The sequence below is a fragment of the Exiguobacterium sp. AT1b genome (genome assembly GCF_000023045.1).
Taxonomy (GTDB): Bacteria; Bacillota; Bacilli; order Exiguobacteriales; family Exiguobacteriaceae; genus Exiguobacterium.
In genome coordinates, this window is sequence record NC_012673.1 from 2,295,076 (window position 1) to 2,322,042 (window position 26,967).

At 47.9% G+C, this 26,967-nt stretch carries 31 protein-coding genes; 22 read left to right on the top strand and 9 right to left on the bottom strand.

The features are described 5' to 3' along the window. Positions 1-89 precede the first annotated feature (89 nt). From EAT1B_RS15890 to EAT1B_RS11980, 8 genes are all read left to right on the top strand, one after another. Positions 90-209: a cytochrome c oxidase subunit 2A gene (locus EAT1B_RS15890; protein WP_224863290.1), complete on the top strand. Its 120-nt coding sequence runs from the start codon at positions 90-92 to the stop codon at positions 207-209. Between the two features lie 24 nt (positions 210-233). Then, the gene (locus EAT1B_RS11950) at positions 234-704 is read left to right on the top strand and encodes a cytochrome c oxidase subunit II (RefSeq protein ID WP_015880821.1); all 471 of its coding nucleotides are present in this window, start codon (positions 234-236) and stop codon (positions 702-704) included. Further along, on the top strand, positions 705-2,390 hold the full coding sequence (locus EAT1B_RS11955; protein WP_015880822.1) for a b(o/a)3-type cytochrome-c oxidase subunit 1: 1,686 nt from the start codon (positions 705-707) through the stop codon (positions 2,388-2,390). Positions 2,391-2,442: 52 nt separating this feature from the next. Then, positions 2,443-3,033, top strand: coding sequence for a kinase (locus EAT1B_RS11960; protein ID WP_015880823.1), 591 nt, complete (start codon positions 2,443-2,445; stop codon positions 3,031-3,033). A gap of 139 nt (positions 3,034-3,172) precedes the next feature. Beyond that, positions 3,173-3,565: a GntR family transcriptional regulator gene (locus EAT1B_RS11965; RefSeq protein ID WP_041917985.1), complete on the top strand. Its 393-nt coding sequence runs from the start codon at positions 3,173-3,175 to the stop codon at positions 3,563-3,565. Further along, positions 3,543-4,223 carry an ABC transporter ATP-binding protein gene (locus EAT1B_RS11970; RefSeq protein WP_015880825.1) on the top strand — a complete coding sequence of 227 codons (681 nt, stop codon included), beginning with the start codon at positions 3,543-3,545 and terminating at the stop codon, positions 4,221-4,223. Before EAT1B_RS11965 ends, EAT1B_RS11970 begins: the two co-directional genes overlap by 23 nt. Continuing rightward, positions 4,220-5,026: a hypothetical protein gene (locus EAT1B_RS11975; protein WP_015880826.1), complete on the top strand. Its 807-nt coding sequence runs from the start codon at positions 4,220-4,222 to the stop codon at positions 5,024-5,026. The genes EAT1B_RS11970 and EAT1B_RS11975 overlap by 4 nt, the downstream gene beginning before the upstream one ends. Before the next feature lie 9 nt (positions 5,027-5,035). After that, positions 5,036-6,142, top strand: coding sequence for a hypothetical protein (locus EAT1B_RS11980; RefSeq protein ID WP_015880827.1), 1,107 nt, complete (start codon positions 5,036-5,038; stop codon positions 6,140-6,142). Positions 6,143-6,172: 30 nt separating this feature from the next. Here the strand turns inward: EAT1B_RS11980 and EAT1B_RS11985 are convergent, their stop codons facing one another. Genes EAT1B_RS11985 through EAT1B_RS11995 form a run of 3 tightly spaced genes read right to left on the bottom strand, consistent with a single transcriptional unit; the run spans position 6,173 to position 8,456 of the window. Next, positions 6,173-6,817: a hypothetical protein gene (locus EAT1B_RS11985; RefSeq protein ID WP_015880828.1), complete on the bottom strand. Its 645-nt coding sequence runs from the start codon at positions 6,815-6,817 to the stop codon at positions 6,173-6,175. Continuing rightward, positions 6,814-7,980, bottom strand: a complete 1,167-nt coding sequence (locus EAT1B_RS11990; RefSeq protein WP_015880829.1) for a DEAD/DEAH box helicase — start codon at positions 7,978-7,980, stop codon at positions 6,814-6,816. The genes EAT1B_RS11985 and EAT1B_RS11990 overlap by 4 nt, the downstream gene beginning before the upstream one ends. 53 nt (positions 7,981-8,033) lie before the next feature. After that, complete coding sequence (locus tag EAT1B_RS11995; protein WP_015880830.1) at positions 8,034-8,456, bottom strand: hypothetical protein; 423 nt, start codon at positions 8,454-8,456, stop codon at positions 8,034-8,036. A gap of 361 nt (positions 8,457-8,817) precedes the next feature. Between EAT1B_RS11995 and pflB the strand changes: the two genes are divergently transcribed. Both pflB and pflA read left to right on the top strand, forming a co-directional pair. After that, complete coding sequence (gene pflB / locus EAT1B_RS12000; protein WP_015880831.1) at positions 8,818-11,064, top strand: formate C-acetyltransferase; 2,247 nt, start codon at positions 8,818-8,820, stop codon at positions 11,062-11,064. A gap of 56 nt (positions 11,065-11,120) precedes the next feature. Then, positions 11,121-11,837 (top strand): pyruvate formate-lyase-activating protein, encoded by a 717-nt coding sequence (gene pflA / locus EAT1B_RS12005; protein ID WP_015880832.1) that lies wholly within the window; start codon positions 11,121-11,123, stop codon positions 11,835-11,837. A gap of 38 nt (positions 11,838-11,875) precedes the next feature. Here the strand turns inward: pflA and rsgA are convergent, their stop codons facing one another. Continuing rightward, positions 11,876-12,841 (bottom strand): ribosome small subunit-dependent GTPase A, encoded by a 966-nt coding sequence (rsgA, locus tag EAT1B_RS12010; protein ID WP_015880833.1) that lies wholly within the window; start codon positions 12,839-12,841, stop codon positions 11,876-11,878. A 244-nt stretch (positions 12,842-13,085) separates the two neighbouring features. On the opposite strand from rsgA, the gene EAT1B_RS12015 reads away from it, so the two are divergent. The 7 genes from EAT1B_RS12015 (at position 13,086) to EAT1B_RS12045 (ending at position 18,124) form a co-directional block, all read left to right on the top strand. Beyond that, on the top strand, positions 13,086-13,475 hold the full coding sequence (locus tag EAT1B_RS12015; RefSeq protein ID WP_015880834.1) for a hypothetical protein: 390 nt from the start codon (positions 13,086-13,088) through the stop codon (positions 13,473-13,475). 22 nt (positions 13,476-13,497) lie between these two features. Continuing rightward, complete coding sequence (locus tag EAT1B_RS12020) at positions 13,498-14,142, top strand: PspA/IM30 family protein (protein WP_015880835.1); 645 nt, start codon at positions 13,498-13,500, stop codon at positions 14,140-14,142. Positions 14,143-14,220: 78 nt separating this feature from the next. Continuing rightward, entirely contained in the window at positions 14,221-14,910 is a 690-nt protein-coding gene (gene liaF / locus EAT1B_RS12025) for a cell wall-active antibiotics response protein LiaF (RefSeq protein WP_015880836.1), read from the top strand. Continuing rightward, positions 14,907-15,929 (top strand): sensor histidine kinase, encoded by a 1,023-nt coding sequence (locus EAT1B_RS12030; RefSeq protein ID WP_015880837.1) that lies wholly within the window; start codon positions 14,907-14,909, stop codon positions 15,927-15,929. Before liaF ends, EAT1B_RS12030 begins: the two co-directional genes overlap by 4 nt. Positions 15,930-15,931: 2 nt before the next feature. Next, a complete protein-coding gene (locus EAT1B_RS12035; RefSeq protein WP_015880838.1) occupies positions 15,932-16,567 on the top strand; it encodes a response regulator transcription factor in 636 nt (211 codons plus the stop codon). Between the two features lie 11 nt (positions 16,568-16,578). After that, entirely contained in the window at positions 16,579-17,103 is a 525-nt protein-coding gene (locus EAT1B_RS12040) for a GNAT family N-acetyltransferase (RefSeq protein ID WP_236548972.1), read from the top strand. A 91-nt stretch (positions 17,104-17,194) separates the two neighbouring features. Further along, positions 17,195-18,124, top strand: coding sequence for an NADP-dependent oxidoreductase (locus EAT1B_RS12045; protein ID WP_015880840.1), 930 nt, complete (start codon positions 17,195-17,197; stop codon positions 18,122-18,124). Between the two features lie 81 nt (positions 18,125-18,205). Here EAT1B_RS12045 and EAT1B_RS12050 read toward each other — a convergent pair whose 3' ends face one another. The 5 genes from EAT1B_RS12050 to EAT1B_RS16025 all read right to left on the bottom strand — a co-directional run bounded on the left by EAT1B_RS12050 (position 18,206) and on the right by EAT1B_RS16025 (position 21,751). Then, positions 18,206-20,104, bottom strand: coding sequence for an ABC-F family ATP-binding cassette domain-containing protein (locus tag EAT1B_RS12050; RefSeq protein WP_015880841.1), 1,899 nt, complete (start codon positions 20,102-20,104; stop codon positions 18,206-18,208). Further along, the gene (locus tag EAT1B_RS12055; protein ID WP_015880842.1) at positions 20,101-20,802 is read right to left on the bottom strand and encodes a 1-acyl-sn-glycerol-3-phosphate acyltransferase; all 702 of its coding nucleotides are present in this window, start codon (positions 20,800-20,802) and stop codon (positions 20,101-20,103) included. The genes EAT1B_RS12050 and EAT1B_RS12055 overlap by 4 nt, the downstream gene beginning before the upstream one ends. 78 nt (positions 20,803-20,880) lie before the next feature. Further along, the gene (locus EAT1B_RS12060) at positions 20,881-21,141 is read right to left on the bottom strand and encodes a hypothetical protein (protein WP_015880843.1); all 261 of its coding nucleotides are present in this window, start codon (positions 21,139-21,141) and stop codon (positions 20,881-20,883) included. An 87-nt stretch (positions 21,142-21,228) separates the two neighbouring features. Beyond that, positions 21,229-21,471: a hypothetical protein gene (locus EAT1B_RS12065; RefSeq protein ID WP_031421071.1), complete on the bottom strand. Its 243-nt coding sequence runs from the start codon at positions 21,469-21,471 to the stop codon at positions 21,229-21,231. 127 nt (positions 21,472-21,598) lie between these two features. Continuing rightward, a complete protein-coding gene (locus EAT1B_RS16025; protein ID WP_015880844.1) occupies positions 21,599-21,751 on the bottom strand; it encodes a hypothetical protein in 153 nt (50 codons plus the stop codon). 289 nt (positions 21,752-22,040) lie between these two features. Here EAT1B_RS16025 and EAT1B_RS12070 point away from each other — a divergent pair, with 289 nt between their 5' ends. The 5 genes from EAT1B_RS12070 (at position 22,041) to map (ending at position 26,933) form a co-directional block, all read left to right on the top strand. After that, entirely contained in the window at positions 22,041-22,892 is an 852-nt protein-coding gene (locus EAT1B_RS12070) for a S1 RNA-binding domain-containing protein (protein WP_015880845.1), read from the top strand. 170 nt (positions 22,893-23,062) lie between these two features. Then, positions 23,063-24,592: a DEAD/DEAH box helicase gene (locus EAT1B_RS12075; protein WP_015880846.1), complete on the top strand. Its 1,530-nt coding sequence runs from the start codon at positions 23,063-23,065 to the stop codon at positions 24,590-24,592. Positions 24,593-24,692: 100 nt separating this feature from the next. Then, positions 24,693-24,944, top strand: coding sequence for a hypothetical protein (locus EAT1B_RS12080; protein WP_015880847.1), 252 nt, complete (start codon positions 24,693-24,695; stop codon positions 24,942-24,944). A gap of 40 nt (positions 24,945-24,984) precedes the next feature. Then, positions 24,985-26,169 (top strand): EAL-associated domain-containing protein, encoded by a 1,185-nt coding sequence (locus EAT1B_RS12085; protein ID WP_015880848.1) that lies wholly within the window; start codon positions 24,985-24,987, stop codon positions 26,167-26,169. Between the two features lie 14 nt (positions 26,170-26,183). Further along, positions 26,184-26,933: a type I methionyl aminopeptidase gene (gene map / locus EAT1B_RS12090; protein WP_015880849.1), complete on the top strand. Its 750-nt coding sequence runs from the start codon at positions 26,184-26,186 to the stop codon at positions 26,931-26,933. The last annotated feature ends 34 nt before the right edge of the window (positions 26,934-26,967 follow it).

Consider the following 26,967-nt stretch of genomic DNA (forward strand, 5'->3'; position numbering starts at 1 on the left):
GTCACTTTTGGAGTGATAAATATCACATATTATCGCCTAAGCGATTGCATACAATAAAGGTGGAAAAACAAGCGAAAGGGGTCTTACACGTGGAACATAAAGATGGGCAAGAACCGAATTTAAAAGGAACGTTCACATCGGTCATGATCGTGGCGGGTGTCATCATCGCCATGTGGTCATCAGTCTTTTACTTATTCGTCACTCGATAAGAATTCAGGGGGGAGGGTCTCATTATGCATATTCATAAACTAGAAAAATATTGGCTTACATTCGGCATCATTCTACTCGCAGTCTTCCTGACTGTTCTCGGGGTATCCGCATTCGCGGCAGGTAATCAACCCGCATCGGATGCAGACTTGATTGACCCGGCAAAAGTAAATCAGACGGCTCCGTTCGACAAACCAGGACTTCATCAAATTGGTGAAAATGAATACGAGCTCGTCATGATTGCACAAGCGTTTACGTTCACACCAGGGAATGTTGAAATCCCAAAAGGGGCAAAAGTGACGTTCCTTGTGACATCACCTGACGTCGTCCACGGATTTCAGTTGACGGGTACACCGGTCAACATGATGATTGTTCCGGGACATATCAACTCGTTGACATACACATTCGAGGAAGCTGGCGAATTTTTAATCTTATGTAACGAATATTGTGGTACAGGGCATCACATGATGTCGACTAAAATCAAGGTGGTGGAATAAATGAATGACGTATCATCTAAACTGAAGCAATGGGAGATGGAACGCGGCGTACCGGTTCCGAGTATCGGAGCCAAAGAGGCACGTCTTGCCTACGGACACGTTCTCGTATCCGTTCTCGCCATCTTGATTGGGGCGCTAGCTGGATTGACTCAGACGTTGATTCGGACGGGTGTCATTCCTGAAATCTTTGGATACTACCAACTTCTGACTGCGCACGGGATCATGCTCGGAATCGTCTTTACGACGATGTTCATTATCGGTCTTTTATATGCGTTACTCGCGAAATCGTTCGGTCGCTTTGAATCATTCCCGACGCGTGTCGCGTGGCTCGGTTTTTGGACGATGATCATCGGTGCTGTCATGGTAACCGTCATGATTTTGGCCAATAAAGGAACGGTCTTATATACGTTTTATGCGCCGCTCATGGCAGATCCGCTCTTCTATGTCGGACTCGTGTTATTTGTAGTCGGGACATGGTTGTCGTCATTCGCGATGTTCCGCATGTATGCGGATTACAAGCGTGACAACCCTGGTGTTCATCCACCACTTCCGGCTTATATGAGTATCATGACGATGCTTCTTTGGGACATTGCGACACTTGGTGTCGCAGCCACGATTTTATTCCAGCTCCTTCCGCTCTCGTTAGGATGGACGGATACAGTCGGAATCGAGTTATCTCGTACATTGTTCTGGTACTTCGGTCACCCGCTCGTTTATTTCTGGCTCATGCCGGCATACATCGTGTGGTATACGGTCGTACCGAAAGTGATCGGTGGGAAAATCTTCTCGGATGCGTTGGCGCGGATGGCGTTCTTGCTGTTCTTACTCTTCTCATTCCCGGTCGGTTTCCACCATCAGTTGACAGAGCCAGGGATTGAACCGTTCTGGAAGTTCGTTCAAGTCATCTTGACGTTCTTGGTCGTCATCCCTTCATTCATGACTGCATTCTCGCTCTTTGCGACGTTTGAACTTCGTGGACGTGCGCTCGGCGCGAAAGGGCTGTTCGGTTGGGTGAAGAAAATGCCGTATGGCGATGTTCGCTTCCTTGCTCCTTTCGTTGGGATGTTGTTCTTCATCCCGGCCGGTGCAGGTGGAATCATCAACGCTTCGCACCAATTGAACGCGATGGTCCACAATACGCTTTGGGTCACAGGACACTTCCACATCACAGTCGGAACTGCCGTCGCCTTAACCTTCTTCGGAACAGCGTACTGGCTCGTCCCAGTCCTACGCGGTCGCACGTTGACGAAGGCGATGAACAAGCTTGGATTGATTCAAGCAGGAACATGGGCGTTCGGTATGGCGATCATGTCCTATGCAATGCATATCTCAGGATTGAACGGGAACCCACGTCGTACGGGTCCGGCAACTTATTTCTCAGATGCATTGACGCGTGAGTGGATCCCATATCATGTCATGATGGCAATCGGGGGAACGATTTTGTTCATCTCCGTGCTCATCTTTGTCTACTCGATGTTCAACTTGTCATTCCTCGCTCCAAAAGGCGAAGAGGAATTCCCGCTCGCCGAGACAGAAGAGGCGGCGATGGATACACCGCGCTATTTCGAAAACTGGAAATTGTGGATTACTGTGACGTTCGTCTTAATCGCATTTGCATACACCGTTCCAATCTGGCACTTGATTGAGAGTGCGCCTCCAGGAGCGCGTGGTTGGGTACTCTGGTAAACTGAAGTCAGCTCATTCGTGAGCTGACTTCTTTTGTGTGAGGAGGAACGATATGGACATAGTAGACGTCATCCGTGCGGCGAGTTCGATGCACTCAGAGAATCGACCGTTTGTCGTGGCGATTGATGGACTGAGCGGAGCGGGCAAGACGACGCTCGTTTCATATTTGAACAATGACCCTAGCATTTACGTTCTTCACATCGATGACTATATCGTCGAACGTGACAGACGCTATCAGACCGGACAGCTTGAATCGACTGAGTATTACGCACTTCAATGGGACGTGTCACGCTTAGAACGTGAACTGTTTCGTCCATTGAGGAATGGGATAACGGTATTGACGTTACCTCGTTACGTGTATGAACGAGATGTCATCGCAGAAGAGATCGTGGACATATCATGCGCACATACAGTTGTCGTAGAAGGGATTTTTCTACAACGTCCGGAATGGCGTTCTTATTTCGACTATGTGATTTATCTCGACTGTCCCCGAAAAGTTCGGTACGAGCGAGTACTGAACCGGGATACATACCTCGGCGATCCAACAGCACGGCTTGAAAAATACAAGCGTAGGTATTGGCCCGGGGAAGATTTGTATCTTCAGCACGTCGACCCGAAAAGAGGAGCAGACATCGTGCTCTGACTGAACGTTTCAACATCTGACGTACGTGTCAGATGTTTTTTGTTTGGAGAAAATTTGAAAAAATGATTGACGTCTTAGTGTATTACGCTAATAATACAGTTAGAAAGTGTATTAACCATGTCATACACTTAGAAAGGTGATGAACATGCAATTCAATACGAGGGCACCAGTTTACCTACAAGTCGTCGACTACTTCAAGAAGAAGATGGCACTCGGTGAACTGAAAGCTGGGGATGAAATGCCATCCCGGCGAGAACTAGCGAACGATTTAAAAATTAATCCGAACACCGTTCAAAAAGCGTTCAAGGAAATGGAGGACCAACAATTGATTACGACGGAACGAAATCGACCGAGTCGCGTGACGACAGATGACGTCATCCTCAAACACATTCGCTCTGAGATTGTAGACGATGCGGTCGCGGTATTTGTGGAAGCGATTCAAGAACTCGACGTCTCGGTGGACGAGCTGGTCGAGAAGATTAAACGACAGTACAAGGAGGGGACGTACGATGATCGAAGTGTTGGGAGTTAAGAAACGCTATCGCCGAAAGCAAGTCATTGAAGACGTTTCGTTCACAGCAAACAAAGGGGAGATCACGTGCCTGATTGGGCTGAACGGAACGGGGAAATCGACGTTATTGAAAGGCATCATGGGATTGACACCTTTCGATAAAGGTTCGGTATTGATTGATGGAAAACCGATCGATTTGAATCGTGTCGCCTTTGTCGCCGACCATGCGATGTTCCCGATTCATTTCACGATTGAACAATGTGAGGCGTTTATGAAAGATTTCTATCCGACATTTGATTCGGCATTATTTGCTCGTCTCGTCGAAGATTTTAAATTGTTCCCGGAAGACAAGTTGAGCGAGTTATCGAAAGGGACGCTCGCCAAAGCGAACCTTGCGCTCGGGATTGCCCAAGACCCGGATTATCTATTGCTCGATGAGCCGTTCTCAGGAATCGATGTCTTTTCGAAAGAACAGATTGTTGAACTGTTTTCTAGTGAAATCATGGAGAACCGGGGTGTCCTCATCACGACACATGAAATTGAGGATATCGAGTACTTGATCGATAAGGCGGTCATGTTGAATAACGGACGCATCGTTCGTGAGTTTGATGTCGAGGATGTCCGTTTCATTCACGGGAAGTCCATCGTCGATGTGATGAGAGAGGAGTACGGGGCATGAATTTATTGAAACTCTTGAGTTGGGAAGTCGAGCGAGTCACGAAACCATTTTTGATACTTGTTGCAGGGCTTCTCGTCGTCCAGTTCGGATGGCTCGGTTACTTTTTATGGGACGAGACGAATTTTTATGAACAGTTGCGACGTACAGGAGATGCAGACTATCCATTGATGTTTGTCAGTTACTTGAACGGGACTGCATATCTTTTATCCCTCGGGATCGCCGTCGCTGCCGTGTTACTGTACAGCGTATGGATCTGGTATCGCGATTTTCAAGGACGAGGGACATTCATGCTACGCCTCTTGACGATGCCACAAAAACGGATGGTCATCTTTTTCGCTAAACTTGGCACCATTTTAATGATGACATTAGGACTATTTGCCATTGAGTGGATTGCCCTTAAATTGCAGTACATAGCGTTCACGAGTTGGTTCGATGACAAGATGATTCCGACTCAAGGATCATTTGAACAAGCACTGTCGTATCAGGGAATATTGTCTCTGATGTATCCTTCTTCGCTCATCAACTTTATCATCCATCAAGTATTGATTGTCGTGGTCGTGCTGTTTATCTTCACATTTGTGTTGATTGAACGGAGTTTCTGGCAGCGGACGATCTGGTCACCGGTACTTAGCTTGTCAATTCTAGTTGTCATCTTTACTATTCCCATTTTAGGCTACGCGTTCTTGTCGAATCGACTAATTTATGATGAGACGATTGTGTATGTCGGTGTGGTATTGATGGCATGGACCGGTGTGACGATTTGGCTCGGAAAACGCTTTTTACAGACGAAATTGAATGTGTGAGGTGAAAAGATGAAACGAATGTGGAATGTGGCCGCGCTCGGTGCGGTCATCGTGATTGGACTTGGGACGTTTGCTGTAGATGCGACAGAACCGAAAGCAGAATGGGCGTTAGACATCAGTTCGAATCCATCTGTGTGGGAAGATGCAGTGGTAGGGGTCAGTTATAGCACAGAGAACGATATTGAACAGCGGTTTGAAGTGACGACGGATGAGAGTCACATCACGTCAAACTTGAATTATATTGCTGAGGGACTGCGATATCGTGAACGTTTGAATGAGGGAGAACGTGCGATTCATCGACAAATGAACGGAATGACGTATGCGGAATCGATTCGAACAGAAGACGGATATATTGGGGTTGGTCAGGATGGGATGAAAGAGCTCATCATGTTTAAACAAGAAGATGGAGAAAAGTTATCGACATTTTCATTCGATGCCAGTGATTCAAAAATATACGACATCGTGAACGGGGTATGGTCAGGCGTATTTCTAAATGATGGTCAGTTAAACTTAATCTATCGAGATGGATATGACGGTGGCGAAGACGTAAAAACGATGCTCGCCACGTTCAATCAAGCGATGAATGAGGTGACCGTCAAAGAGTTGAGTATGGATAAAGGATTTATCACCCATGTCATCAATACGAATCGACTTTACAATACCGATGTACCCTCTCAAGTGACAGAAACACGGTACATCCCAGTCGGCGTCAGCTCGTACGAAGTGATCCGAGAAGGGGAAGAAGAAATCAATGTTGAGAATCCGAATCCAGGACTCTTCGCTTACGACACAAAAATGGGTAAAGTTGTTCAATTAGCAGAAGACCAAGGCTTTTGGGATTATACAGTGTCGGACCACAATCTTTTCGCATTAAATGAGGACGGCGAGGAAGTCGTTATCGACTTGAACACTGGAAAGCAGATGACTCGTAAAGTTCTCGATTCGGTGGATGATGCCTTCTATTCGAATGGTCGCCTGTACCAAACGCGCCAGGCGAAAGACGGTGTCGTCATCGATGTGTACGAGGATGGGAAACAAATCTCAAGTGCGGCGATCACGCCTGAAAATGAAGACGCACGTGATATGCTCAAACAGATTAACGTATATGTCAGATAAAAAAATAAGCAAAGGGCCGCGGCCCTTTGCTTATTTTGATGGTTTCGGTATGATGACGCCTTCTTCTAAATCCAGCAACAAGTCAATCAGTTCCGCACAGAACTCCGGGAACTGCTCCAAAAAGGCACCGGGACCGACTTCATCTGTAAAGTCGATATACAAATCGGCGACATTCCCAGACATCTTCGCAGGTAAGGCGAGAAACGCCGAACCGAAACGCCAACTGCCTCGGATATCGAGTAACTTCCCGAGGACGAGGTCGCCGGTCTCACGTTCTTCTGGTAACTGAACAGCGTACGTCTCTTTTGACTCCCAGTCTTTCAACTGACCGTCCTCCGTGACTTCAAAGATGCTACAACGCGGGACGGCTAGTCCACGGAGTGCGTGATAGAGGGCAGGGGACATGTCGCCCTTATGGTCGGCCAAGTAGCGGCCATGTGGCGTCATTCCATCCTCATCCGTTTCAAAGAATACGGCCCAATCGATGAAGAGGTCACGGAAGAGTTCGGCATCTTTTAAATGCCATGTCCCTTCCGAGGCGATCTCTTGAATATAGTTCGTCCACTGTGTGCTTCGCGCGAGAGCCGCTTGCTCATACAACTTTTTCAGTTCGGCAAGCAATTCGGACTCTTCGACGAGCAAAGGGAAGGGAATTACTTTCCGGTCTTTTTTCATCGGCGCGGTCCTCGCTTGTTCGCAGGACGTTTGACGACAGGAGGCTTCTCCTCAATCCGTTTCTCAATCACGTCACCGCGATAGATTTCGAGCTCTTTCAACTCGACACCGAGTTGACGCGCGAACGATTTCAAGTGCGGCAGGTCATCCGTCGTCACGAGGGAAAGGACAGTGCCTCCCGCGTTACCACGAGCGGTACGGCCAGAACGGTGAATGAAGTCATCAATGGATTCCGGTAAATCGAAATGGACGACGTGCGTCACGTCTTCAATATCGAGACCGCGTGCAGCAAGACCGGTCGTGATGAGGAGCGGGTATTCGCCTTTACGGAATTCGCGGAGCGTCTCGACGCGTTCGCGCTTCCCTTTTAAGCTGTCGAGCATCCGGTAGTTCACTTTCAACTTTTCAAGTTCTCCGCGAAGCGGTGGCAAGAACGAGCGGTTGTTGATGAAGGCGAGTGCCTTCACACCGTCGACGTGTGAAAGACGACGAAGAAGTTCCGGTTTATACCGGCGTGTCGTCAACAGATAGCCGTACGTCACTTGATCACTGACAGCACGTTCGATTTTGATATGTGCCGGCTCGTTCATGAATGGTGACGCCCACTCTTGGAGTGAATCGGTGAGTGTTGCCGAGACGAGTGCAAGTTGACGCTCATGCGCAGTATGCTTGATGATGCGCTCTGCCGCCTCTGTCAAACCGCTGTCGATGATTTGGTCGGCCTCATCTAAAATGACGGTATGTGTCTCGTGGAGCTTCAGTTTTTTCTTGTCGATCAACTCGACGAGACGACCTGGTGTCCCAACGATCAAATGTGGCTTCTTCTTGATTCGGTCGATTTGACGTTTCAATTCGACACCACCGATGAACGAACCGATGCGGACGTCGCCTTTTTCGGTGAAACGTTGTGCGACTTGTTGAATCTGCATGACAAGTTCACGGGTCGGGGCGACGACAACGACTTGGATGCGGTCATTCGACGGATCAATCTTTTCAATGGCTGGAAGGAGATAGGCGAGTGTCTTACCCGTTCCGGTCGGTGCCTCGATTGTCACGTCTTTTCCATCTAATAGTAGGGGAAACGCTTCTTTTTGGACCGGCATCGGTTCATTGAAGCCCATCCGATCCCACGTTTCGTTAATAAAAGGTTTTGTAAAATTCATATTCGGTCTCCTTATCTTTAGGCAAAAACAAAGGAAGCGACAGCGCTCCCTCGTCAAATATAGCGAACATGCTCCTGACCATCTTCCATGGAAGAACGTAACGTCTGTGTATACGTCTGACCGTCTTCGATGAGCTGGATGTGGGCGTCTGCACCTTCTGCTGTCAATTCAACTTTCTCAATCGTGAATCCTTGATAAACGCGATACTGTAACTCGGCCGTCATGTTCTCGAACGGTTTCAGTTCCGGATGTGTCGTAATGACATGGATTGGACGCGACAAAAGTGCGGCGAGTAGCTGGTCGCGATAATCGATAAAATCTTCGTTCTCGATGTCATCGTCGAAGCGGATCCAAAACCCTCCGTCTTCAAATTCTGTGATAAATCCGTCACGCTTTTCGCCGGCCTCATCGACCTTTAATGAGATGCGATCGCCAACCTGAAAGGCATGATTTGCTGTTAATGGTTCATACGTCATGAGTAGAACCCCTTCCTCTTATACAATGTTCTGCTTTCATTGTGTCTGATACGACACAAAAATTCAAGTTCTAACCGAGTGATGTGAGATTAATCACCTTAAAAACTGTATAGTTCGTCACAGAACAATCAAATTAGTACAGATGATAGGTAAACCTTATCTAATTGGGAATCATCTGTTTCAAACTATATAAACTAGCGGATATAACAGTTTGTAAAACGCTTTCAAAAACGGCTGTTTCATCACGTTCATAAGATTGTTACAAGTTTCACAAGAATGTAAAACATATTGTTCACGTTTTCACGTACACTCACAGTATAGATAACACGCAGTTACTTTCGAGAATGAGGAGTGAATCAACATGGCAACCGAAATCAAATCCGCATGGTCAGGTTTTATCCCTGGTCAGTGGACGAATGAAGTGAATGTCAGTGAATTTATCCGTTTGAACCGTCATGAGTACACAGGAGACGATACGTTTTTAGCAGGTCCGACTGAAGCGACAAACGTTCTTTGGAATCGTGTGATGGAACTAACAAAAGAAGAGCGTGAACGTGGAGGCGTCTGGGACGTCGATCAACACACACCATCGACAATTGTGTCGCATGGACCAGGTTACTTAAACAAAGAGTTAGAGAAAGTCGTTGGCGTTCAGACGGATGAGCCGTTCAAACGTTCGATTCACCCGAATGGCGGCATCCGTATGGTCGATGCGGCACTCGAATCATATGGTTTCGAGCCAGACGAAGAAATCACAAAAATTTACTCAGAGATTCGTAAAACACATAACCAAGGTGTCTTCGATGCCTATACACCAGAAATGCGGGCCGCTCGTAAATCAGGAATCATTACAGGGCTTCCCGATGCATACGGTCGCGGACGCATCATCGGTGACTACCGTCGTGTCGCCCTTTATGGAATCGACTTCTTGATGGCAGAACGCAAAAAAGACTTGGCAAAACGTGGCGGTTTCTTATCTGAATCGGACATCCGTGACCGCGAAGAACTATCGGAACAACTTCGTGCCCTCCAAGAACTTAAACAACTCGGAGCCGCTTATGGATTTGACCTCGGTCGTCCTGCGGAAAATACGCAAGAAGCATATCAATGGGTATACTTGGCGTATCTTGCTGCCATCAAAGAACAAAACGGTGCCGCAATGTCACTCGGTCGCGTCTCGACATTCCTTGATGTGTACGCCGAACGTGACCTTGAAGCTGGTCGCTTAACAGAATCGGACGTCCAAGAAATCGTTGACCACTTCATCATGAAACTTCGAATCGTCAAATTCTTACGGACACCGGACTATAACGAGTTATTCTCTGGTGACCCGACTTGGGTGACGGAATCAATCGGTGGGATGAGTCAAGATGGTCGCTCGAACGTCACGAAGAGCTCATTCCGGTTCTTACATTCACTCACGAACCTCGGACCAGCTCCAGAACCAAACTTGACGGTCCTTTGGTCGACGAAACTTCCAGAAGGCTTCAAACAATACTGTGCGAAAATGTCGATTGAAACGTCGGCTATTCAATATGAGAACGATGACTTGATGATGCCACAATTCGGTGATGACTACGGTATCGCATGTTGTGTGTCACCGATGAAGATCGGGAAACAAATGCAGTTCTTCGGCGCGCGTGCCAACATGGCGAAAGCCCTTCTTTATAGCATGAACGGCGGACGTGATGAGAAGAGCGGCGCTCAAATCGCTCCAGTTTGGGAAATGAACACAGAAGACGTGCTTACGTACGAAAAAGTGTATGCCGACTTTGACCGTACGCTCGACTGGTTGGCGGAGCTATACGTGAATACACTTAACGTCATTCACTTCATGCACGATAAATATGCGTACGAACGAATCGAAATGGCGCTTCACGATCCTGAAATCTTACGGACGATGGCTTGTGGGATCGCGGGTCTCTCGGTAACGGCAGATAGTCTTTCAGCAATCAAATATGCAAACGTCAAACCCGTCCGGAATGAAGAAGGAATCATCGTCGACTTCGAAACAGAAGGAGACTTCCCGAAATTCGGAAACAATGATGACCGTGTCGATGCAATCGCCGTCGAACTCGTCGAATCATTCATGGAGAAAGTGCGGAAGCATAAAACATACCGTGACGCGCTTCACACACAATCGGTTCTCACGATCACATCAAACGTCGTTTACGGTAAGAAAACAGGAAATACGCCAGACGGTCGTCGTGCGGGTGAACCATTTGCTCCAGGTGCAAACCCAATGCATGGACGGGACACAAAAGGTGCGGCTGCATCGCTCTCATCTGTTGCGAAACTTCCATTCGAACACGCACAAGACGGAATCTCTTACACGTTCTCAATCGTACCGAAAGCACTCGGAAAAGAAGAAATCGCACGCGAACTCAACTTGGCGGCGCTTCTCGATGGATACATGAGTGGAGAGCACAAAGGACATCACTTGAACGTCAACGTCTTTAACCGCGAGACGCTTCTCGACGCAATGGAACATCCAGAAGAATATCCGCAACTCACAATCCGCGTATCAGGATATGCGGTCAACTTCATCAAGTTGACACGTGAGCAACAGATCGACGTCATCAACCGTACGTTCCACGGTTCGTTGTAAGTAAAGGCTTAGCGGCCTTCCACGGAGGGCCGCTCATTCGTTAGGAGGTCATTTCGATGACAATGGGATATGTACATTCGGTCGAATCATTCGGAACAGTTGACGGCCCAGGGATTCGCTTCATCGTCTTTTTACAAGGTTGTGCCTTGCGTTGTTTATACTGCCATAATGCGGACACGTGGGATTTCAAAAAGAATAACCACCGCTCGGCTGAAGACGTCATTCAAGAGGCGCTCAGTTACCGTCCGTTCATGGAAGCATCGAAGGGGGGCATCACTATTTCTGGTGGTGACCCACTCGCGCAACCTGAATTTTTAGAGGCGCTACTGCGTGAAGCGAAAAAGCATGGGCTTCATACGACACTTGATACGTCGGGTGCGCTCCGACCTCCTAATTTGGATGCGATTTTAGATCACACCGACCTTGTCTTGCTCGATATCAAGCATATCGACGACGACATGTGTAAGAAGTTGACGGGACGTAGCAATGCCAACACGCTCGCGCTTGCCGAACACCTTTCCGAGCGCGGAACGAAAATGTGGATTCGCCACGTCCTTGTACCTGGATGGACGCTTGAGGAAGGTGCGCTTCGTCGCACCGCTGCGTTCATTCAAAAGTTAGACCATGTCGAGAAAGTCGAGATTTTGCCGTACCATGAGATGGGCGTCTACAAATGGGAGGCGCTCGGGCTCGATTATCCGCTTAAAGGCACGAAGCCCCCGACATCCGATGAAGTCGAATGGGCGGAAGGAATCTTGCAGGGAACTGTATAAAACAAGCGCAGACCGATGTGGTCTGCGCTTGTTTGACGTTATACTCGTTTTTTCTTCTTTTCTAAGACGCGGGCATGTTCTGCCTGTTTCTTCTCCATATAGAGAAGTTCCCGCTCTAGTTTGACGTAGCTGGCATAGCGTTTCGCATCTAGCGTACCGCTCGAGAGCGCCTCTTGGACGGCACAGCCCGGTTCTTTCTGATGTGAGCAGTCGCGGAAGCGGCATGTCTCGGCAAGTGCTTCGATATCACGAAACGTCTCATCGAGATGCTCGCTTCCTTCCCATAGTCCGAATTCTCGCATCCCTGGTGTGTCGATGACGTATAAGTCATCGATCCGGAACAGTTCGCGGTGTGTCGTCGTATGTTTTCCGCGCTCGTCCTGCGCCCGGACGGCTTGCGTGACGGCAAGTGTCTCGTGGGCGAGGGCGTTCGTCAGCGTAGATTTTCCGACGCCGGACGAACCGACGAAGGCGATCGTGCTCTCACTCGGCAATGCGTGACGAAGTTCAGCCACACCTTCTCCCGTCACAGCACTGACGGGGAATACTTGAATTCCGGGTGCGTTCACTTGAATGTCTTCGAGCAATGTGTCGACGGAGTCGACTTGATCGGTTTTCGTCAAGACGATGATCGGGATTGCCCCGGTGTCCCAAGCGGCTAGCGTATAGCGCTCTAGGCGACGAATGTTGAAGTCGTGTCCACATGCCATCGTAATCAAGACGTAGTCGACGTTCGCGCAGATCAGTTGTTCACGTGTCTCGTTGCCGGCGGCCGCTCGTGATAAAACGGTCCGACGTTCAAGGAGATGGTGAATCGTCCCTTGACCATGTTCGCGAACTTGAATCGTGACATAATCGCCGATGACCGGGTAATCCCGCTCGCTCGTCGCGGCGTGTCGAAATTTTCCGGAAACCCCGCACGTATAGACGTTGTCTCCGACAGATACCGTATAAAGATGTTGGAACTGTGCCGTGACACGTCCCGTTTCAGTTTGTTGATTCAATTAGAATCCTCCCTTTAATGATGGAGGACGACAGCCCTCCGATTCGCTGACATTTGGTTACGTGCATGCATCATGTTGCTCATAAAACATCATCCTTTCGTTGTTCGATAGCATTAGTGTACCACAGTTATTGGAAACGGTAACATCTCAGTCTAAAGACCGAGGCGAAACAAGCCTTCCGCTCGTCGACCTATGTCAAATAACGTATTATGATAAGAGTGTACTTAACAAGGAGGGATGACAGATGAATCACCAAGTGAAAAAGGTGTTGTTCATCGTGGCCGCGATCGCTCTAGTGCTCGTGTTGATCGGTTCTTTACCGAATATGATCTTATTCGGATTAGGAGCGCTCTTGACGCTTTGGGCTGGAGTCCGTTTTCAGGCTGTGATACACATCGGTGCTAAAGTTGGTTTCGGGATCCTTGCCGTCATTGGGATTGGGACGATGCTCTCAAACATTTGGGCACTCGTCGGAATCATTGTCGCGTGGTTGTTGTTTAAAGGGTATATGATGTATACAGGTGAAAAACGCGACCCGGATGTCGAGATTTTAAATGCCGACGGAACGCGTGCTAGCCGTAGCAGCTTCCAACAGTTCGATCAAGTGTGGCAAAAATTTGTTAATCGTCGTTGAGATTTCATAAGGAGGATTCACCATGAAGACACCGTTTGATCAGTTTCGTGAATTAGCGAATGAATTGACGAAAGAAATTTCGAAAGAAGTGAAGAAATACCAGGATAAAGAGATGCCACGTTCAAGTGGAGAAGCGGAATTGAACCGTCATATCCGTGGAGCGGAGAAGGAAGCGTTGTCGGTTGAACGACTCGTGGAACGTCAACGTACATTGCTTGCAGAACTTGCTGAAAAACGTGATGATGCCAAGAAGATGGCAGATAAACGATATGAGCAGACAGAACTGGCGAAACAAGCCGGGGAAGAAAAGTTGGCAGAACGTGCGGCACTCGAATCCAAACACTACGGGGAACAGTACCGTTACTTTGAAGGATTGATTGACGAGGGTGAGCGCGAGTTGGATACATTAGAGCGTCGTGCGCTCGAGATGAAACTCAAACTCGATGAGATGCAAAATAAACGTTATGAGTTTGCGATGCGCGAAAACCTAGACTTGTTAAAAGGGGCACTCGACCAAATCTTTGGTCAAAATACGTCTCAGTCTCATCCGTTCACTGAGGAAGACAAGAAAGAACAACCTGTTGAAGAGAAGCAAGACACACAGGAAGATGAAGATGATTTTGAAGCAAAATTGAAAGAACTGGAGCGTCGCTTTAAACAAGAGTGAGGTGACGGTTCGGCGATGACCTGAACAAGGTCATCGCTTTCTTTGCTTCATACATATGAACAGAAAGGGGGAATGGACATGGAACGTTGGAACACACGTCAAATCATTGGATTTATGATTATCTTATTTTCAGTCGGACTCTTCATCGATATCGTGACGGGTGGCAATAGCGTCTTATTCAGCATGATCCTCCCGCTGCTTCTCCTTTATATCGGGCGACGGTTCAGTCGTCGTGGCAAGCAGTCTGCTAGCTATATTTTTTACGCAATCGGAGGAATCCTCTTGATTGGCTTGATTTTCTCATCTGCGGCATTCGGATTCGTGCTCTCCGGACTTCTCCTGTTATTCGGCTATCGACTCTATAAGAATCGACCGGTCGAATCGAAAATCCGGACACCCCTTCGTCAAGAACAAGCCTTCTCATTTGGGATGAAAGAGTCAGGGCACTATGTGTTACGGGATACGAATGAGTTCTTTTTACTACGGGATGTCGAGATGGATTTGTCACAAGCCATCATTCCGGAAGGAGAGACGTTCTTATTACTCAATGGACTCGCAGGAGATATTCGAATCCTCATTCCTGCGGGGTATGACTATTCGATTGACGCATCGATCGGGTTCGGTAAAGTGCAGGTCGATGACTCGAACTATTCGCCGGTGTTCAATCGTCGCTTCTATACAGCGTCTGATGATTATGTCCAGGCCACGCGAAAAGTCCGGATTCATATCGTGCTCATGAGCGGAAGTGTCGAGGTGATGACGGTATGAAAAAAGATTCTTATCCACGAACGGTCGTCTGGCATCAACTGTTTAGTAGCCTGTTGACGGCTTTCTTGATTACAGTAGCGTTTCTCATAGGTGACTCGACTTCATTGAGCGATTTATTTTCGCGTGAAGAAGGGTTGCCTTTCGGTGTGTCCATCCTGGTGATTGCCGTCTTGATCGGAAGTATCTTTGGCGTCGGTTCGTATTTTTATTTGCGCCGAGACTTTCGAGAAGTCGCCAATGCCCTTTGGAAACTGGAGAACCAAAAAGACATCACTTTCCGCCCGATGTCCCCATACCGAGATACACTCGAACGAATCGTCCGCGTATCGAAACAGCGCCAAGAGATGGTCGAGATGGCGAAGCGAGTCGGTGAGCGTCCGGTCAGTGTGGAAGAGGCGCGGAGTGAGGCCGTCGTCGAAGAAAGACGTCGCGTCGCACGAGAACTTCATGATTCGGTGAGTCAACAGCTCTATGCCATCTCGATGATGACGACAGCGGTCAAACAGACGATGCAGACGAAACCAGATCTCGCGAGTAAACAAATGGAACAAGTCGAGCTCATGGCGCAGACCGCACAGGCAGAGATGCGTTCGTTGCTGTTACAACTTCGGCCGGTCGAACTAGAAGGCATGACACTAAAGACGGGAATTGAACGCTTGTTAGAAGAACTGTCTCGTAAACAATCGACCGAGCTCGTCTGGCGTTTAGAGGAAGTGAAGCTCTCCCGGCACACTGAAAATGAACTGTTTCGGATTGTTCAGGAAGCGATTAGTAACACGTTACGACACGCCAAAGCGACTCGTTTAGAAATCGAGATGCGAACGGTGCAACAGACGGTCATCTTAAAGATTAACGATGACGGAATCGGATTTAATGTGGACGATACACAAGTCGCCTCATATGGATTACAATCGATAAGAGAGCGTACGGCAGAAGTCGGTGGAACGTTGCGATTGGTCAGTGTGCCGAATGTCGGGACACAAATTGAAGTACGTGTGAAACAACAAGTGGAGGGGTAATGATGATTCGAGTTGTATTAATTGATGATCATGAAATGGTTCGGGCGGGCGTATCTGCCTTTTTATCGACACAACCGGACATCGAAGTCGTCGGCGAAGCATCGGACGGAGCAACGGGAGCCGAGCTTGCGATTGCGGAGAAGCCGGACGTTGTCCTTATGGACTTGGTGATGGAGCCCGTTGACGGAGTCGAATCGACGAAACGAATTAAAGCAAGTTGGAAAGAAGCGAAGATTTTGGTCGTGACGAGTTTCTTGGATGATGAGAAAGTGTATCCCGTCATCGAAGCCGGTGCGATGAGCTATGTCCTCAAGACAGCAAACGCCAATGAAATCGCAGATGCGATTCGTCAAACCGCTGCCGGCAATCCGGTCATGGCCGCCCAGGTAACAGGAAAGATGCTCGAACGACTGCGTCATCCGGAAATGACACTTCATGAGAGTCTCACTGCCCGTGAACGAGAAATCTTGCAACTGATGGCGGAAGGCAAGTCGAATCAAGTGATTGCGGACGAATTGTTCATCTCACTCAAAACAGTGAAGACACACGTGTCGAACATCTTGACGAAGCTTGACGTCTATGACCGGACCCAGGCAGTCGTCTATGCGTTCCAACATAACTTGGTCAGTAAAGGATGAACCGTCTCCCTGTGATTGAAACGGAGCGCCTCCGACTGCGACCTCTCCAAATGGAGGACGGTCCGCACGTATTCGCCATCTTTTCAGATGAACACGTGCTACGCCACTACGGAATGGAGCCACATCGGACGTTAGAAGAAACGGAACAGATGCTCACCCATATGCTCGCACAAATCGAAACAGGTGCGATCATCCGTTTTGCCATCGAGCATCGCGAATCAAAAGCGTTAATCGGGACAATCGGGTTTCACAATCGGGCACCGTCGCATCGGCGTGCCGAGATCGGTTATGAACTCAAACCGGAGTATTGGCGTTCGGGTTATGCGACCGAAGCCCTTCACGCGGCGCTTCAGTTTGCCGTGACGTGTGAAATCGAACGGGTCGGTGCCATCGTCTATGTCGAGAATCTTGCATCCCAACGCATGTTGGAGAAGAATGGATTCTTTCAAGAAGGTCGACTACATAACTATATGCGTCAGCGTGGACAATCTCATGATGTGTATGTCTATAGCTATATGACCCATCAGTCAGTCTGAGCACACCGTTTCTACGGTGTGCTTTTTTCGTTTGTAAGAGAAATAAAATGGGAACCAACTAGAAGTGAGTCAATCAAAGGAGGATGATGAGATGAAAGCAGCATATATCGAACAGTATGGCGGATCGGATGAGTTTAAAGTAGGGGAACTTGAACAACCGGCAATCGGTGCAGATGACGTATTAATTGAAGTTCATGCCGCAAGCGTCAATCCGGTCGATTGGAAGCTCCGTGAAGGATACTTGAAAGAAATGCTCCATTACGAGATGCCGCTCGTTATCGGGTGGGATGTATCGGGTGTCATCAAAGAAGTTGGGGCGAATGTGACCGAATTGAAGGTTGGAGATGAAGTGTTTAGCCGACCAGAAATCGCGCGCCAAGGCACATATGCCGAGTACGTCGCAGTCGATTCCCATCTTGTCGTCAAAAAACCAGCTTCGCTTAGTTTTGAGGAGGCCGCTTCACTGCCGCTCGTCGCGCATACGGCATGGCAAGTCATGTTCGAAGTAATGGATGCCAAACCGGGTGATCGAATCTTCATCGGAGCCGGTTCAGGTGGTGTCGGAACGGTAGCCATCCAGCTCGCGAAAGCACACGGTTTGTATGTCGTCACATCGACAAGCACGCCGAACGTAGATTGGGTCAAAAAACTTGGAGCCGACGAGGTCATCGACTATAAACAACAAGACCCGGCAGATACTGTCCGCGATATTGATTTCGTATTCGATACGATGGGGGGCGACGGGCAGAGCAAACTCTACCAAATGCTTAAAGAGAATGGGATGCTCGTCTCCATCTCCACACCACCGAATGAAGAGGAAGCCAAACAGGCGAAGGCCCGTGCCGAGTACGTCTTCATGCAACCGACAGGGGAGCGTTTGAAAAAAATTGCGGAAGCTGTTGAAAAAGGCGAACTGAAACCTGTGATTGACCGGGTCTTTGATTTAGAAGACACGAAACTTGCTCATGACTATGGAGAAGAAGGGCATGCCAAAGGCAAAATCGTCATTCGAGTGAAATGATAAAAAAGAGGTGGATTTCCGGAACACGCTCTGGAAATCCACCTCTTTTTATTAAATTTGATAGGCTACCTTATGTGGAGGTCAGCCTTTTTTCTGTGCTTGTATTTGTTCATCGATTTCTGATAGGTAGGTCCAACGTTCTATCTTCGCATCGAGTGTTTCTTTCAGTTCTGCAATCGTCGCATACAACTCATTGACTTTACCAAGGTCACTGCCCGCTGATGCAAGCGTCGCTTCCTGCGCTTCAATCTGTTCTTCAAGTGCGGCGATGTCTTCTTCGATCGTGTCCCATTCCTTCTGTTCTTTGAAGGTGAATTTCACGACTTCCGACTTCACGCGTTCCTTTTTCTCTTTAGGTTCTTTCTCTTTCTTCACTTGACGAACCTCTTCTTGACGCATGGCCAAATAGTCACTATATTCTGCGTGATACACCTGGATGACCCCATCTTCGAAAGCGATCAACTGTCCGGCGATCCGGTCTAAGAAATAGCGGTCGTGACTGACGGCGATGACTGTACCTGGGAAGGACTCCAAATAGTCTTCTAAAACAGACAACGTTTCCGTGTCCAAATCGTTCGTCGGTTCATCAAGGAATAAGACGTTCGGTTCATCCATGAGAATTCGAAGCAGGACGAGACGCCGTTTTTCGCCACCAGATAGCTTCGCAATTGGTTTATATTGCGCGTCCGGTGAGAAAAGGAAACGTTCGAGCATTTGCCCCGCCGTGATGACCTCGCCGTCCGGCGTGTGGATGACTTTGGCGATGCGTTCAATCTCATCGATGACCCGTCGTGACTCGTCTTCAAATTCGACTTGTTGTCCGTAGTAGCCTAAATGAACGGTTTCTCCGTGCACAATCGTACCGTTTGTCGGTTCTAGGCGCTTGGCGAGCAAGTTCATGAGCGTTGATTTCCCACTCCCGTTCGGGCCGACGATCCCGTAGCGTTCACGGCGACCGAAAATCCAATTGAACTGCCGAATGAGAAGCGAGTCATCGTATCCGAAATATAAATCTTCGACTTCGATGACCTTTTTACCAAGTCGACGAGATCCGACCGAGACGTCGAGCGTCTCGTCTTCCGCTAAGCTCTCTTGATGTTTCAAGTCTTCGACACGTTGAATGCGTGCCTTTTGTTTCGTTGTCCGGGCTTTCGCGCCACGACGCAACCAAGCGAGTTCGCGACGTAATATATTTTGTCGTTTCTGTTCCATCGATTGTGCCCGAGCTTTTCGCTCGGCACGCTTCTCGAGAAAGAGTTCATAGTTCCCGTTATAGAAGTAACTCGTTCCATCCGCAATCTCCAAAATGTGATTCGTGACACGATTCAAGAAATAGCGGTCGTGGGTGATGAGCAGGATCGCTCCCCGGTAATCGGCAAGCATCGTTTCGAGCCATGCGATTGTATCGGCATCCAGTTCGTTCGTCGGCTCATCTAAAAGGAGCAAGTCCGCTTCATCGAGTAACGCTGCGGCGAGCGCGACTCGCTTTTGTTGCCCCCCAGACAAGGCGTTCACATCGATTGACACGTCAGGAAGACCGAGCCGGTTTAAAATCGACTTCAGTTTTGCTTCCGTTTCCCAAGCGTCTGCGGCATCGACGGCCTGTTGGGCTTTCATAAAGCGTTCAAGTAATTGCTCACTTGTCGGGTCCGCTTCGAGTTCTTGTCGGGCGCGCTCGAACTGTTTCAACGCTTGAACGGACGGAGTGTCACTCGTGAACAAAGCGTCTAGAATCGTTTGTCCTTCGTCGAATTGAACCGTTTGAGTCAAGTAGCGAATCCGATAATCGTTCGGATGTTGCATCGTGCCTCGATCTGCTGTCTCGGTACCGGCGATGATTTTCATGAACGTCGATTTCCCCGAACCGTTCACGCCGATAATCCCGATACGGTCTCCGGGATGGATCGTCATCGTCACATCATCAAATAAGACTTTGTCGGCAAACTCTTTATGAATGCCTTCAATCATTAATAAACTCATGCGTTCTCTCCTTCAAGCTGTTGACGAATGGCCGCCTCGACCGTCGCTGCGATTTCCTTGTTCGGCAAATCGGCCGGATCAATCGCAGGTAAGAATGTGACATCGACCGTTGCCGGGGTGATTCGATTTTTGGCTTCTAACAATTTATAACTGCCTTGAATCGCGACTGGAACAATCTTCGCACCACTTGATGTGGCGAGCGTCAAACTTCCAGCTTTAAACTCCTTCATCGGTCCACCTTTTGAGCGTGTGCCTTCTGGGAAGACAATCATTGATTGGCCGGATTGAATCGTTTCGACACCGGAACGAATGGCTTGAATCGATTGCCGACGGTCACTCCGGTCGATGAAGATACACCCCATCAATTCCATCCAACGTGGGATAATCGGGAATTTTTGAACCTCGATTTTCGAGATAAACGCTTTCGGTCGTTTCGTGGCGGTCAACATAATCGGGACGTCGAAGTTTCCTTGGTGGTTCGACACGTAGACAACGGGTTCATCCGGAATCTGGTCTTGACCATGTACACGGACGTTTGCACCCGCAATCTTTAGTAGAAACTGTGCCCATTTATAAGCGATATCTTGTACGTAACGGTAACGTTTCGGTGTTTCGATTTTTTTCGCCTTCTGTAAAAACGGGACGGTGATTGGTAATACGGCAAAAAATGAGAAAAACCATACAGCTGTTCGAATCATTCTATTCTCTCCTCTCATGATGACAACAAGAAAGAGTCTTCTTCTCTTGACGAGAATCCGACCCTTCGGCATGAATCCTTATTCCCAAAAGCGAGAATCGCTCTCTTCTTCCTCTTCTTCGAGCTCGAACGTAATGCGTTTATTCACAGGATCGACGACGAAATAGGCGCCGTCTTGCTCGATACTTTTGATTTGCATGGCCTGATCACTTCCGATTTCGAGAGTGAGACGGATTCGGTTGTCATCATCGACAAGCAAAATGCCGTCCTCTTTTAACCAGAGCTCCATGACAGGTGAATAACGAAGTAGCCATTCATTCGATAACGGGATTTCATTCATACGGTTGTGTGCCTCCTGCGATTATAAATCCATTGTACGATGTCTGTTCCTACATAGGATACCAAATGTGGCGAGGGAAGACGAGCGTTATGTAGAGCGTTTTCGAGTCGTAGAGTGCATTCTGTCCACGACGCGTTTGATTCGTTTCTGGTTCCGTCTTTCTACAAAATACTCGTTTGCCTGCATGAAGAGTTGTTTGAAGGAAGAGAGTCCCATGGCAATCAGGACGGCGAATAGAAATGTCCCGATTGGATCTTTGTACAATTCAGTCTGGAACAAGAAAGCAAGTCCTACGATCGATAAAATGGTCGTGAGAAAATAAAAAATCATAGCGGAGTCTCCTTTTCTTAAGGGTATGAAAGAAAAAGGCATGGTCTTTTAATCGTATTCGACTTTTTGAAGGAAAATCCTGTTATGTATTCCAAAGAAAAAACGCCTTCAGTTGGCTGAATGGCGTTTACTCTTGGGTCATGTAAGTCGAAGATGACGAAACGTTCGTATCGACACCGTTTGAGAAAATAAAACTGAGTGATGCGAGCAATGCGAAAAAGGCGACAAGTAATCCTTTTGTAAAACGTTTTGCAAAAGAACGAGACTGTATATCAAACATTTATTATCCCCCGATCAATCCTAAATGAAACCTTATCTATACTGGACACTTCCTATATAATAACGTTTTCAAAAAAAGGATACTAGCAGAAAAAAAGGCGTTCACAAAATTGTCACAAAATTTTAATAAATCATGTGAGTTCATTAAACAATCGCCATTTCAACTGTCTCAAAACACGTTCACATTTTCGACACATTTATTCAAAATGTTGAAAGAGAACATGATATGATTAGGAACGTGTGTAGATAGGTATACTGACAGTAATAGCTTAGAAAAGGATGTGGGTGTAATGGCATTGCGCGCAGGAGAAGTAGTAGATTTAGTCGCGGAACGTTCTGCTGATTTTGGAGTATTCATTAGTAACGGCCGCGAAGAGGTGCTCCTTCACCGTAAAGAACAGACAGAAGAAGTGACGATCGGTCAAACGGTTCGCGTCTTCTTATATCATGATTCAGAAGGACGTCTCGCATCAACGATGACGATTCCTACCGTTTCATTTGATGAGTATGAATGGTTTGAGGTAACCGGCGTCCGGTACAACACAGGGGTCTTCGTAAATATCGGAATTCAAAAGGACGTTCTCGTTTCAATGGATGACTTACCGGAGAACCGGTCGTATTGGCCGCAGACAGGCGATCAATTGTGCATTCGCTTGAAGTATGACCAAAAAGGACGTTTGCTTGGGGACCCTGCACCATATGCGTTCTTGAACTTGTTGGCACGACCGTCGAAAGAAGAATGGAATAACCAGGACGTGCAGGCCATCGTCGTCAATAAACGTGAAGTGGGCGTCAACGTATGGGTCGAAGGCGAATCACTCGGTTTCTTGCATGAGGCAGAGATGACGCGTTGGCCACGTCTCGGAGAACAGTTGACCGTTCGTGTGACGCAGGTCAAACAAGATGGTACGGTCCTCGTTTCGATGAAGCCACGTGCGTACGAGGCGATTGATGGTGATGCGGCGAGCATACTCTCGTATATTGAAGAACGTGGTGGCCAAATGCCATACGGTGATAAGACATCACCTGACATCATCGACCGTGAATTCGGGATGAGTAAAGCGGCATTTAAACGAGCGCTTGGAAAACTGTTGAAAGAGAAGCAAGTTGAAAAGCTCGACAACGGCTACAAATTGAAATAAGATAACTCATGTTCGGGTGACATGAAAAAGTTTGAAAATGTATTTCTTTCATTTTAGGAAGAAATACGTTATAGTTAATAAAGTTGACTATGAGGAAACATTGAGAAAACGTCTGTAGATCTGTCAAACTGAACTCAGACGTTTTTTGTATGAACAAAGGAGAATATAATTTGACAAAATTTCAAGACTTACAATTAAGTGAAGCATTAGTAAAAGGTGTACACAAAATGGGCTTCGAGGAAGCTACACCGATCCAAGCTGAGACAATTCCTGTCGCACTCACGGGAGTGGACGTATTAGGACAAGCACAAACAGGTACAGGGAAAACAGCAGCTTTCGGTATTCCGACAATTGAGCGAATCGATTCAAAGGCGCGTCAAGTCCAAGCACTCGTTCTTGCACCGACACGTGAACTTGCGATTCAAGTTGCAGAAGAATTAAACAAAATCGGTGAAACGAAACGCGTATACGCACTTCCAGTATACGGTGGTCAACAAATTGACCGTCAGATCCGTGGTTTGAAAAAGAACCCGCAAATCGTCGTAGCGACACCAGGACGTCTCATGGACCACATGAAGCGTAAGACAATCAAACTCGATGACATTCAAACAGTCATCTTGGATGAAGCGGATGAAATGCTCAACATGGGCTTCGTTGAAGATATCGAAACGATTTTGGCTGGTCTTCCTGAAGAGCGCCAAACGCTTCTATTCTCAGCGACAATGCCACCACAAATCAAAAAGATTGCTGAGCGCTTCATGAAGTCGCCGACAATCATCAAAGTCAAAGCGAAAGAAATGACAGTTGAGAACATCAACCAGCAATTCCTCGAATTGCGTGAAGGTCAAAAATTCGATACACTTTGCCGTTTGATTGACATCGATTCACCAGAACTCAGCATCATCTTCGCTCGTACGAAGAAACGTGTAGATGAAGTGACAGAGGCACTCATCAAACGCGGATACACTGCAGACGGTCTTCACGGAGACTTGACGCAATCAAAACGTGACCAAGTCATTCGTCGTTTCAAAAACGGAACAATCGATATCTTGGTAGCGACTGACGTTGCGGCACGTGGACTTGATATTTCAGGTGTCACACACGTTTACAACTTCGATGTACCACAAGACCCAGAAAGCTACGTACACCGCATCGGTCGTACAGGTCGCGCTGGTAAGACTGGTACAGCCCTCACGTTCATCACGCCACGTGAATTTGGACAAGTGAAGGCAATCGAGCGTGTGACGAACAAGAAGATGAACCGTCGTCACGTACCGACAATCGCGGAAGTTCTTGAAGGAAACCAAAAGCAAGCAGCTGAAGAGTTGATCGAACGCGTTCAAGCGGGCGACTTCAAAGCTTACACGCAACTTGCGACAGAGCTTCTTGAAGAGTACGAGGCAGTTGAAATTCTCGCTGCTGCCCTTCGTGGATTGACGAAAGAGCCAGATTCAACACCTGTTGAAATCTCGTACGCTGAACCAGTTCGTGTAAAACGCCAAGGTGGTCGTGGTGGCGATCGCGGTGGATACCGTGGTCGTAACGACCGTCGTGGCGGTGGCGGTGGCCGTGGTGGCGATCGTCGTGGTGGACGCGGTGGCGAACGTCGTGATGGACGCAGTGGAGACCGTAAAGGATCATTCCGTGGTGACGATCGTCGTCGCTCGGATGACCGTGGTCCACGCCGTCCGCGTGACTAATCATCGTGAAATGCCGCATTTCCTTAAGTGGATTTGCGGCATTTTTTATTGTGTCGTGCTACACTAGTTGAGTAGAGATAGAAGGATGAGGTGTCAACGGATGGTGGAATTAAGTTTCGGTCTCCTTGTGTTGCTTGGTTGTGTAATCGCACTCAAACCAATCGTGTCAAAGACAGACCGTCCTAATTTTCGTTATATCCCCGTGGCGACATTGTTATTTGGAGCGATGATTTTTTTAGTGTTAGCCATTGGAGTAGGCGGAAAGATGGGCATTGCATATGGCGTGGTGAGTATCGCCTATTTTATTGCTTGTTTCGGTGCCTATATGTATGTACACACGCGAACGAGCTGATTGTAGCTCGTTTTCGCATTTAACGAAGAGGTGATGAATTGTGGATGCGGTAGAAGTGATGGTCCATCCTGAAGAAGTGATGGTGACGTATGAACCAATCCTTGGGGCGGCGACGTTTCAAGTGGAAGGATATATGGTACATGGACGATTCCGAGGTGAATCATTGACACCGTTTTTTTATGATGATGACGTTCCCCTCGAGTATCAATTAGACATCGCCCAACGAATGGAGCAACTCGCGGCAGCACAACTTCGTGACGCCAAACCATTCGTCACGTTCAGATGCCGGTCGGAATGGATTCTCGAAGAAGGGGGAGAGGCCTTTTTAGCCCCGCTACGTGAACTCAATTTTCCGTTACACCGTATTTATGTGACCTTACAAGGAACAGACTTGGTCGACGTCCCGCGACTGTCCCGCGTCATTCAATATTATCGGTCCTATGGATTGAAAATTGCATTAGACTTTGCCGAATCCACGAGTATCGAAGACATCATGACGCTTGCGCCAGAATTATTGCTCGTCGACCTTGGCACGATGATTGAGAAAAAGACGTTGTCGGTCACCTATCCGAACTTGCTTCAGACGATGGAGTATATCGCTTCGAAGCTCGGTGCCCCGCTTCTTTACAAATCCATCGACCACATCGGACAGCTTCGTTACGCGTGGCAGCACGGTGGTCGCTATTACATGGGTGGTCTACTTGGCTTGGAAGATGAGGTCCCTCAACGAGAAATCAAAGGAATGGGTGTGTTGGCACAAGAAGTGCCTTCCTTCTTTTTACATGACCAGAAACGATTGAATCGCTTGTACGAGCTTGAATTTGAATTACATCGCCGGATTGGAGAACTTGTTCAATCTGGAAAGTGGTCGAGAGACAAGAAAGACGAGTGGATTCAATTCATCGCCCCAAAACTGGAAGAGGTGTTTGTTCGTTATTATATAACGGATAAGACAGGTTTCCAGACGAGTGCGAACGTCTACTGCGTGAATGGAGAATGGCGTGTCGATAATACGTATCGGGGCTATAACTGGAGTTTCCGACCGTATTTCATTCAGACGATGGCGGCGATGGATGTTAGAGGGCGAGGCTATTTGTCGGGAGACTATCGTGATTTCAGTTCGAATGAAGTGACGCGAACGTTCAGCTATCCGTTACCGGACGGCATGTTCTTATTTGCCGACATCTCTGAAGAATATTTATATCAAAATCGATTATTGGATTGAAAGGAAGATGGACGATGCTAGATTATGATTACGATGCATTGCGCGAAATCGGGCGAATCGTCGCACTTGCGCGAGATGAAATGGCGAAAGCCGTCAAGCCCGGTATGACGACAAAAGAATTAGATGCGATCGGGCAACGTATTTTAGAAGAAGAAGGTGCAGCTTCTGCACCGATTACGATGTACGAATTTCCAGGTTACACATGTATCTCGCTCAATGACGTTGCTGCCCATGGTATTCCGGGAGATGAAGTCATTCAAGAAGGAGATATCGTCAATGTCGACGTCTCCGCTGTGAAGGATGGGTATTATGCCGATACGGGACGCACTGTGATTGCGGGAGCGGCGAAGTCACCCCAGCACGAACGTTTGGTCGAAGTATCCTTGACTTCATTGGAAGCTGGTCTCAGCAAAGTTAAAGCGGGCGTGAAAGTCAATCAGATTGGGAAAGCGATTTACGCCGACGCGAGAAAGAATGGATTCACAGTCATCCGGAACTTGGCCGGACACGGTCTCGGTCGGACATTGCACGGGGAGCCGGAAACGATCTCGAACTATTATAGTCGTGAAGAAAATCAACTCTTGAAAGCCGGGCAAGTGATTGCTGTTGAGACGTTCATCTCGACAAAGGATGAAATCGTCTATCAATCGGAAGAGGATGGTTGGACACTCTTCACTCCGAACAAGAGTCTTGTTTCGCAGTTCGAGCATACAGTTGTTGTCACAGAAGATGGATATGAAGTGTTAACGGGATCGTTCCGTTAACGTAAAAAGGTGTGGTTCTCGTGAACCGCACCTT

Coding starts and splice junctions, on each gene's coding strand:
- EAT1B_RS12035 (WP_015880838.1), top strand. CDS start 15,932: ATGATTCGAGTTGTATTAATTGATGATCATGAAATGGTTCGGGCGGGC.
- EAT1B_RS12065 (WP_031421071.1), bottom strand. CDS start 21,471: ATGATTTTTTATTTTCTCACGACCATTTTATCGATCGTAGGACTTGCT.
- map (WP_015880849.1), top strand. CDS start 26,184: ATGCTAGATTATGATTACGATGCATTGCGCGAAATCGGGCGAATCGTC.
- EAT1B_RS12080 (WP_015880847.1), top strand. CDS start 24,693: ATGGTGGAATTAAGTTTCGGTCTCCTTGTGTTGCTTGGTTGTGTAATC.
- EAT1B_RS12030 (WP_015880837.1), top strand. CDS start 14,907: ATGAAAAAAGATTCTTATCCACGAACGGTCGTCTGGCATCAACTGTTT.
- EAT1B_RS11965 (WP_041917985.1), top strand. CDS start 3,173: ATGAACATGCAATTCAATACGAGGGCACCAGTTTACCTACAAGTCGTC.
- EAT1B_RS11975 (WP_015880826.1), top strand. CDS start 4,220: ATGAATTTATTGAAACTCTTGAGTTGGGAAGTCGAGCGAGTCACGAAA.
- EAT1B_RS12045 (WP_015880840.1), top strand. CDS start 17,195: ATGAAAGCAGCATATATCGAACAGTATGGCGGATCGGATGAGTTTAAA.
- EAT1B_RS12060 (WP_015880843.1), bottom strand. CDS start 21,141: ATGAATGAAATCCCGTTATCGAATGAATGGCTACTTCGTTATTCACCT.
- pflA (WP_015880832.1), top strand. CDS start 11,121: ATGACAATGGGATATGTACATTCGGTCGAATCATTCGGAACAGTTGAC.
- EAT1B_RS12070 (WP_015880845.1), top strand. CDS start 22,041: ATGGCATTGCGCGCAGGAGAAGTAGTAGATTTAGTCGCGGAACGTTCT.
- EAT1B_RS12050 (WP_015880841.1), bottom strand. CDS start 20,104: ATGAGTTTATTAATGATTGAAGGCATTCATAAAGAGTTTGCCGACAAA.
- EAT1B_RS12020 (WP_015880835.1), top strand. CDS start 13,498: ATGAAGACACCGTTTGATCAGTTTCGTGAATTAGCGAATGAATTGACG.
- EAT1B_RS11950 (WP_015880821.1), top strand. CDS start 234: ATGCATATTCATAAACTAGAAAAATATTGGCTTACATTCGGCATCATT.
- pflB (WP_015880831.1), top strand. CDS start 8,818: ATGGCAACCGAAATCAAATCCGCATGGTCAGGTTTTATCCCTGGTCAG.
- EAT1B_RS12055 (WP_015880842.1), bottom strand. CDS start 20,802: ATGATTCGAACAGCTGTATGGTTTTTCTCATTTTTTGCCGTATTACCA.
- EAT1B_RS11995 (WP_015880830.1), bottom strand. CDS start 8,456: ATGACGTATGAACCATTAACAGCAAATCATGCCTTTCAGGTTGGCGAT.
- liaF (WP_015880836.1), top strand. CDS start 14,221: ATGGAACGTTGGAACACACGTCAAATCATTGGATTTATGATTATCTTA.
- EAT1B_RS11970 (WP_015880825.1), top strand. CDS start 3,543: ATGATCGAAGTGTTGGGAGTTAAGAAACGCTATCGCCGAAAGCAAGTC.
- EAT1B_RS11985 (WP_015880828.1), bottom strand. CDS start 6,817: ATGAAAAAAGACCGGAAAGTAATTCCCTTCCCTTTGCTCGTCGAAGAG.
- EAT1B_RS11955 (WP_015880822.1), top strand. CDS start 705: ATGAATGACGTATCATCTAAACTGAAGCAATGGGAGATGGAACGCGGC.
- EAT1B_RS12015 (WP_015880834.1), top strand. CDS start 13,086: ATGAATCACCAAGTGAAAAAGGTGTTGTTCATCGTGGCCGCGATCGCT.
- EAT1B_RS11990 (WP_015880829.1), bottom strand. CDS start 7,980: ATGAATTTTACAAAACCTTTTATTAACGAAACGTGGGATCGGATGGGC.
- EAT1B_RS11960 (WP_015880823.1), top strand. CDS start 2,443: ATGGACATAGTAGACGTCATCCGTGCGGCGAGTTCGATGCACTCAGAG.
- EAT1B_RS11980 (WP_015880827.1), top strand. CDS start 5,036: ATGAAACGAATGTGGAATGTGGCCGCGCTCGGTGCGGTCATCGTGATT.
- EAT1B_RS16025 (WP_015880844.1), bottom strand. CDS start 21,751: ATGTTTGATATACAGTCTCGTTCTTTTGCAAAACGTTTTACAAAAGGA.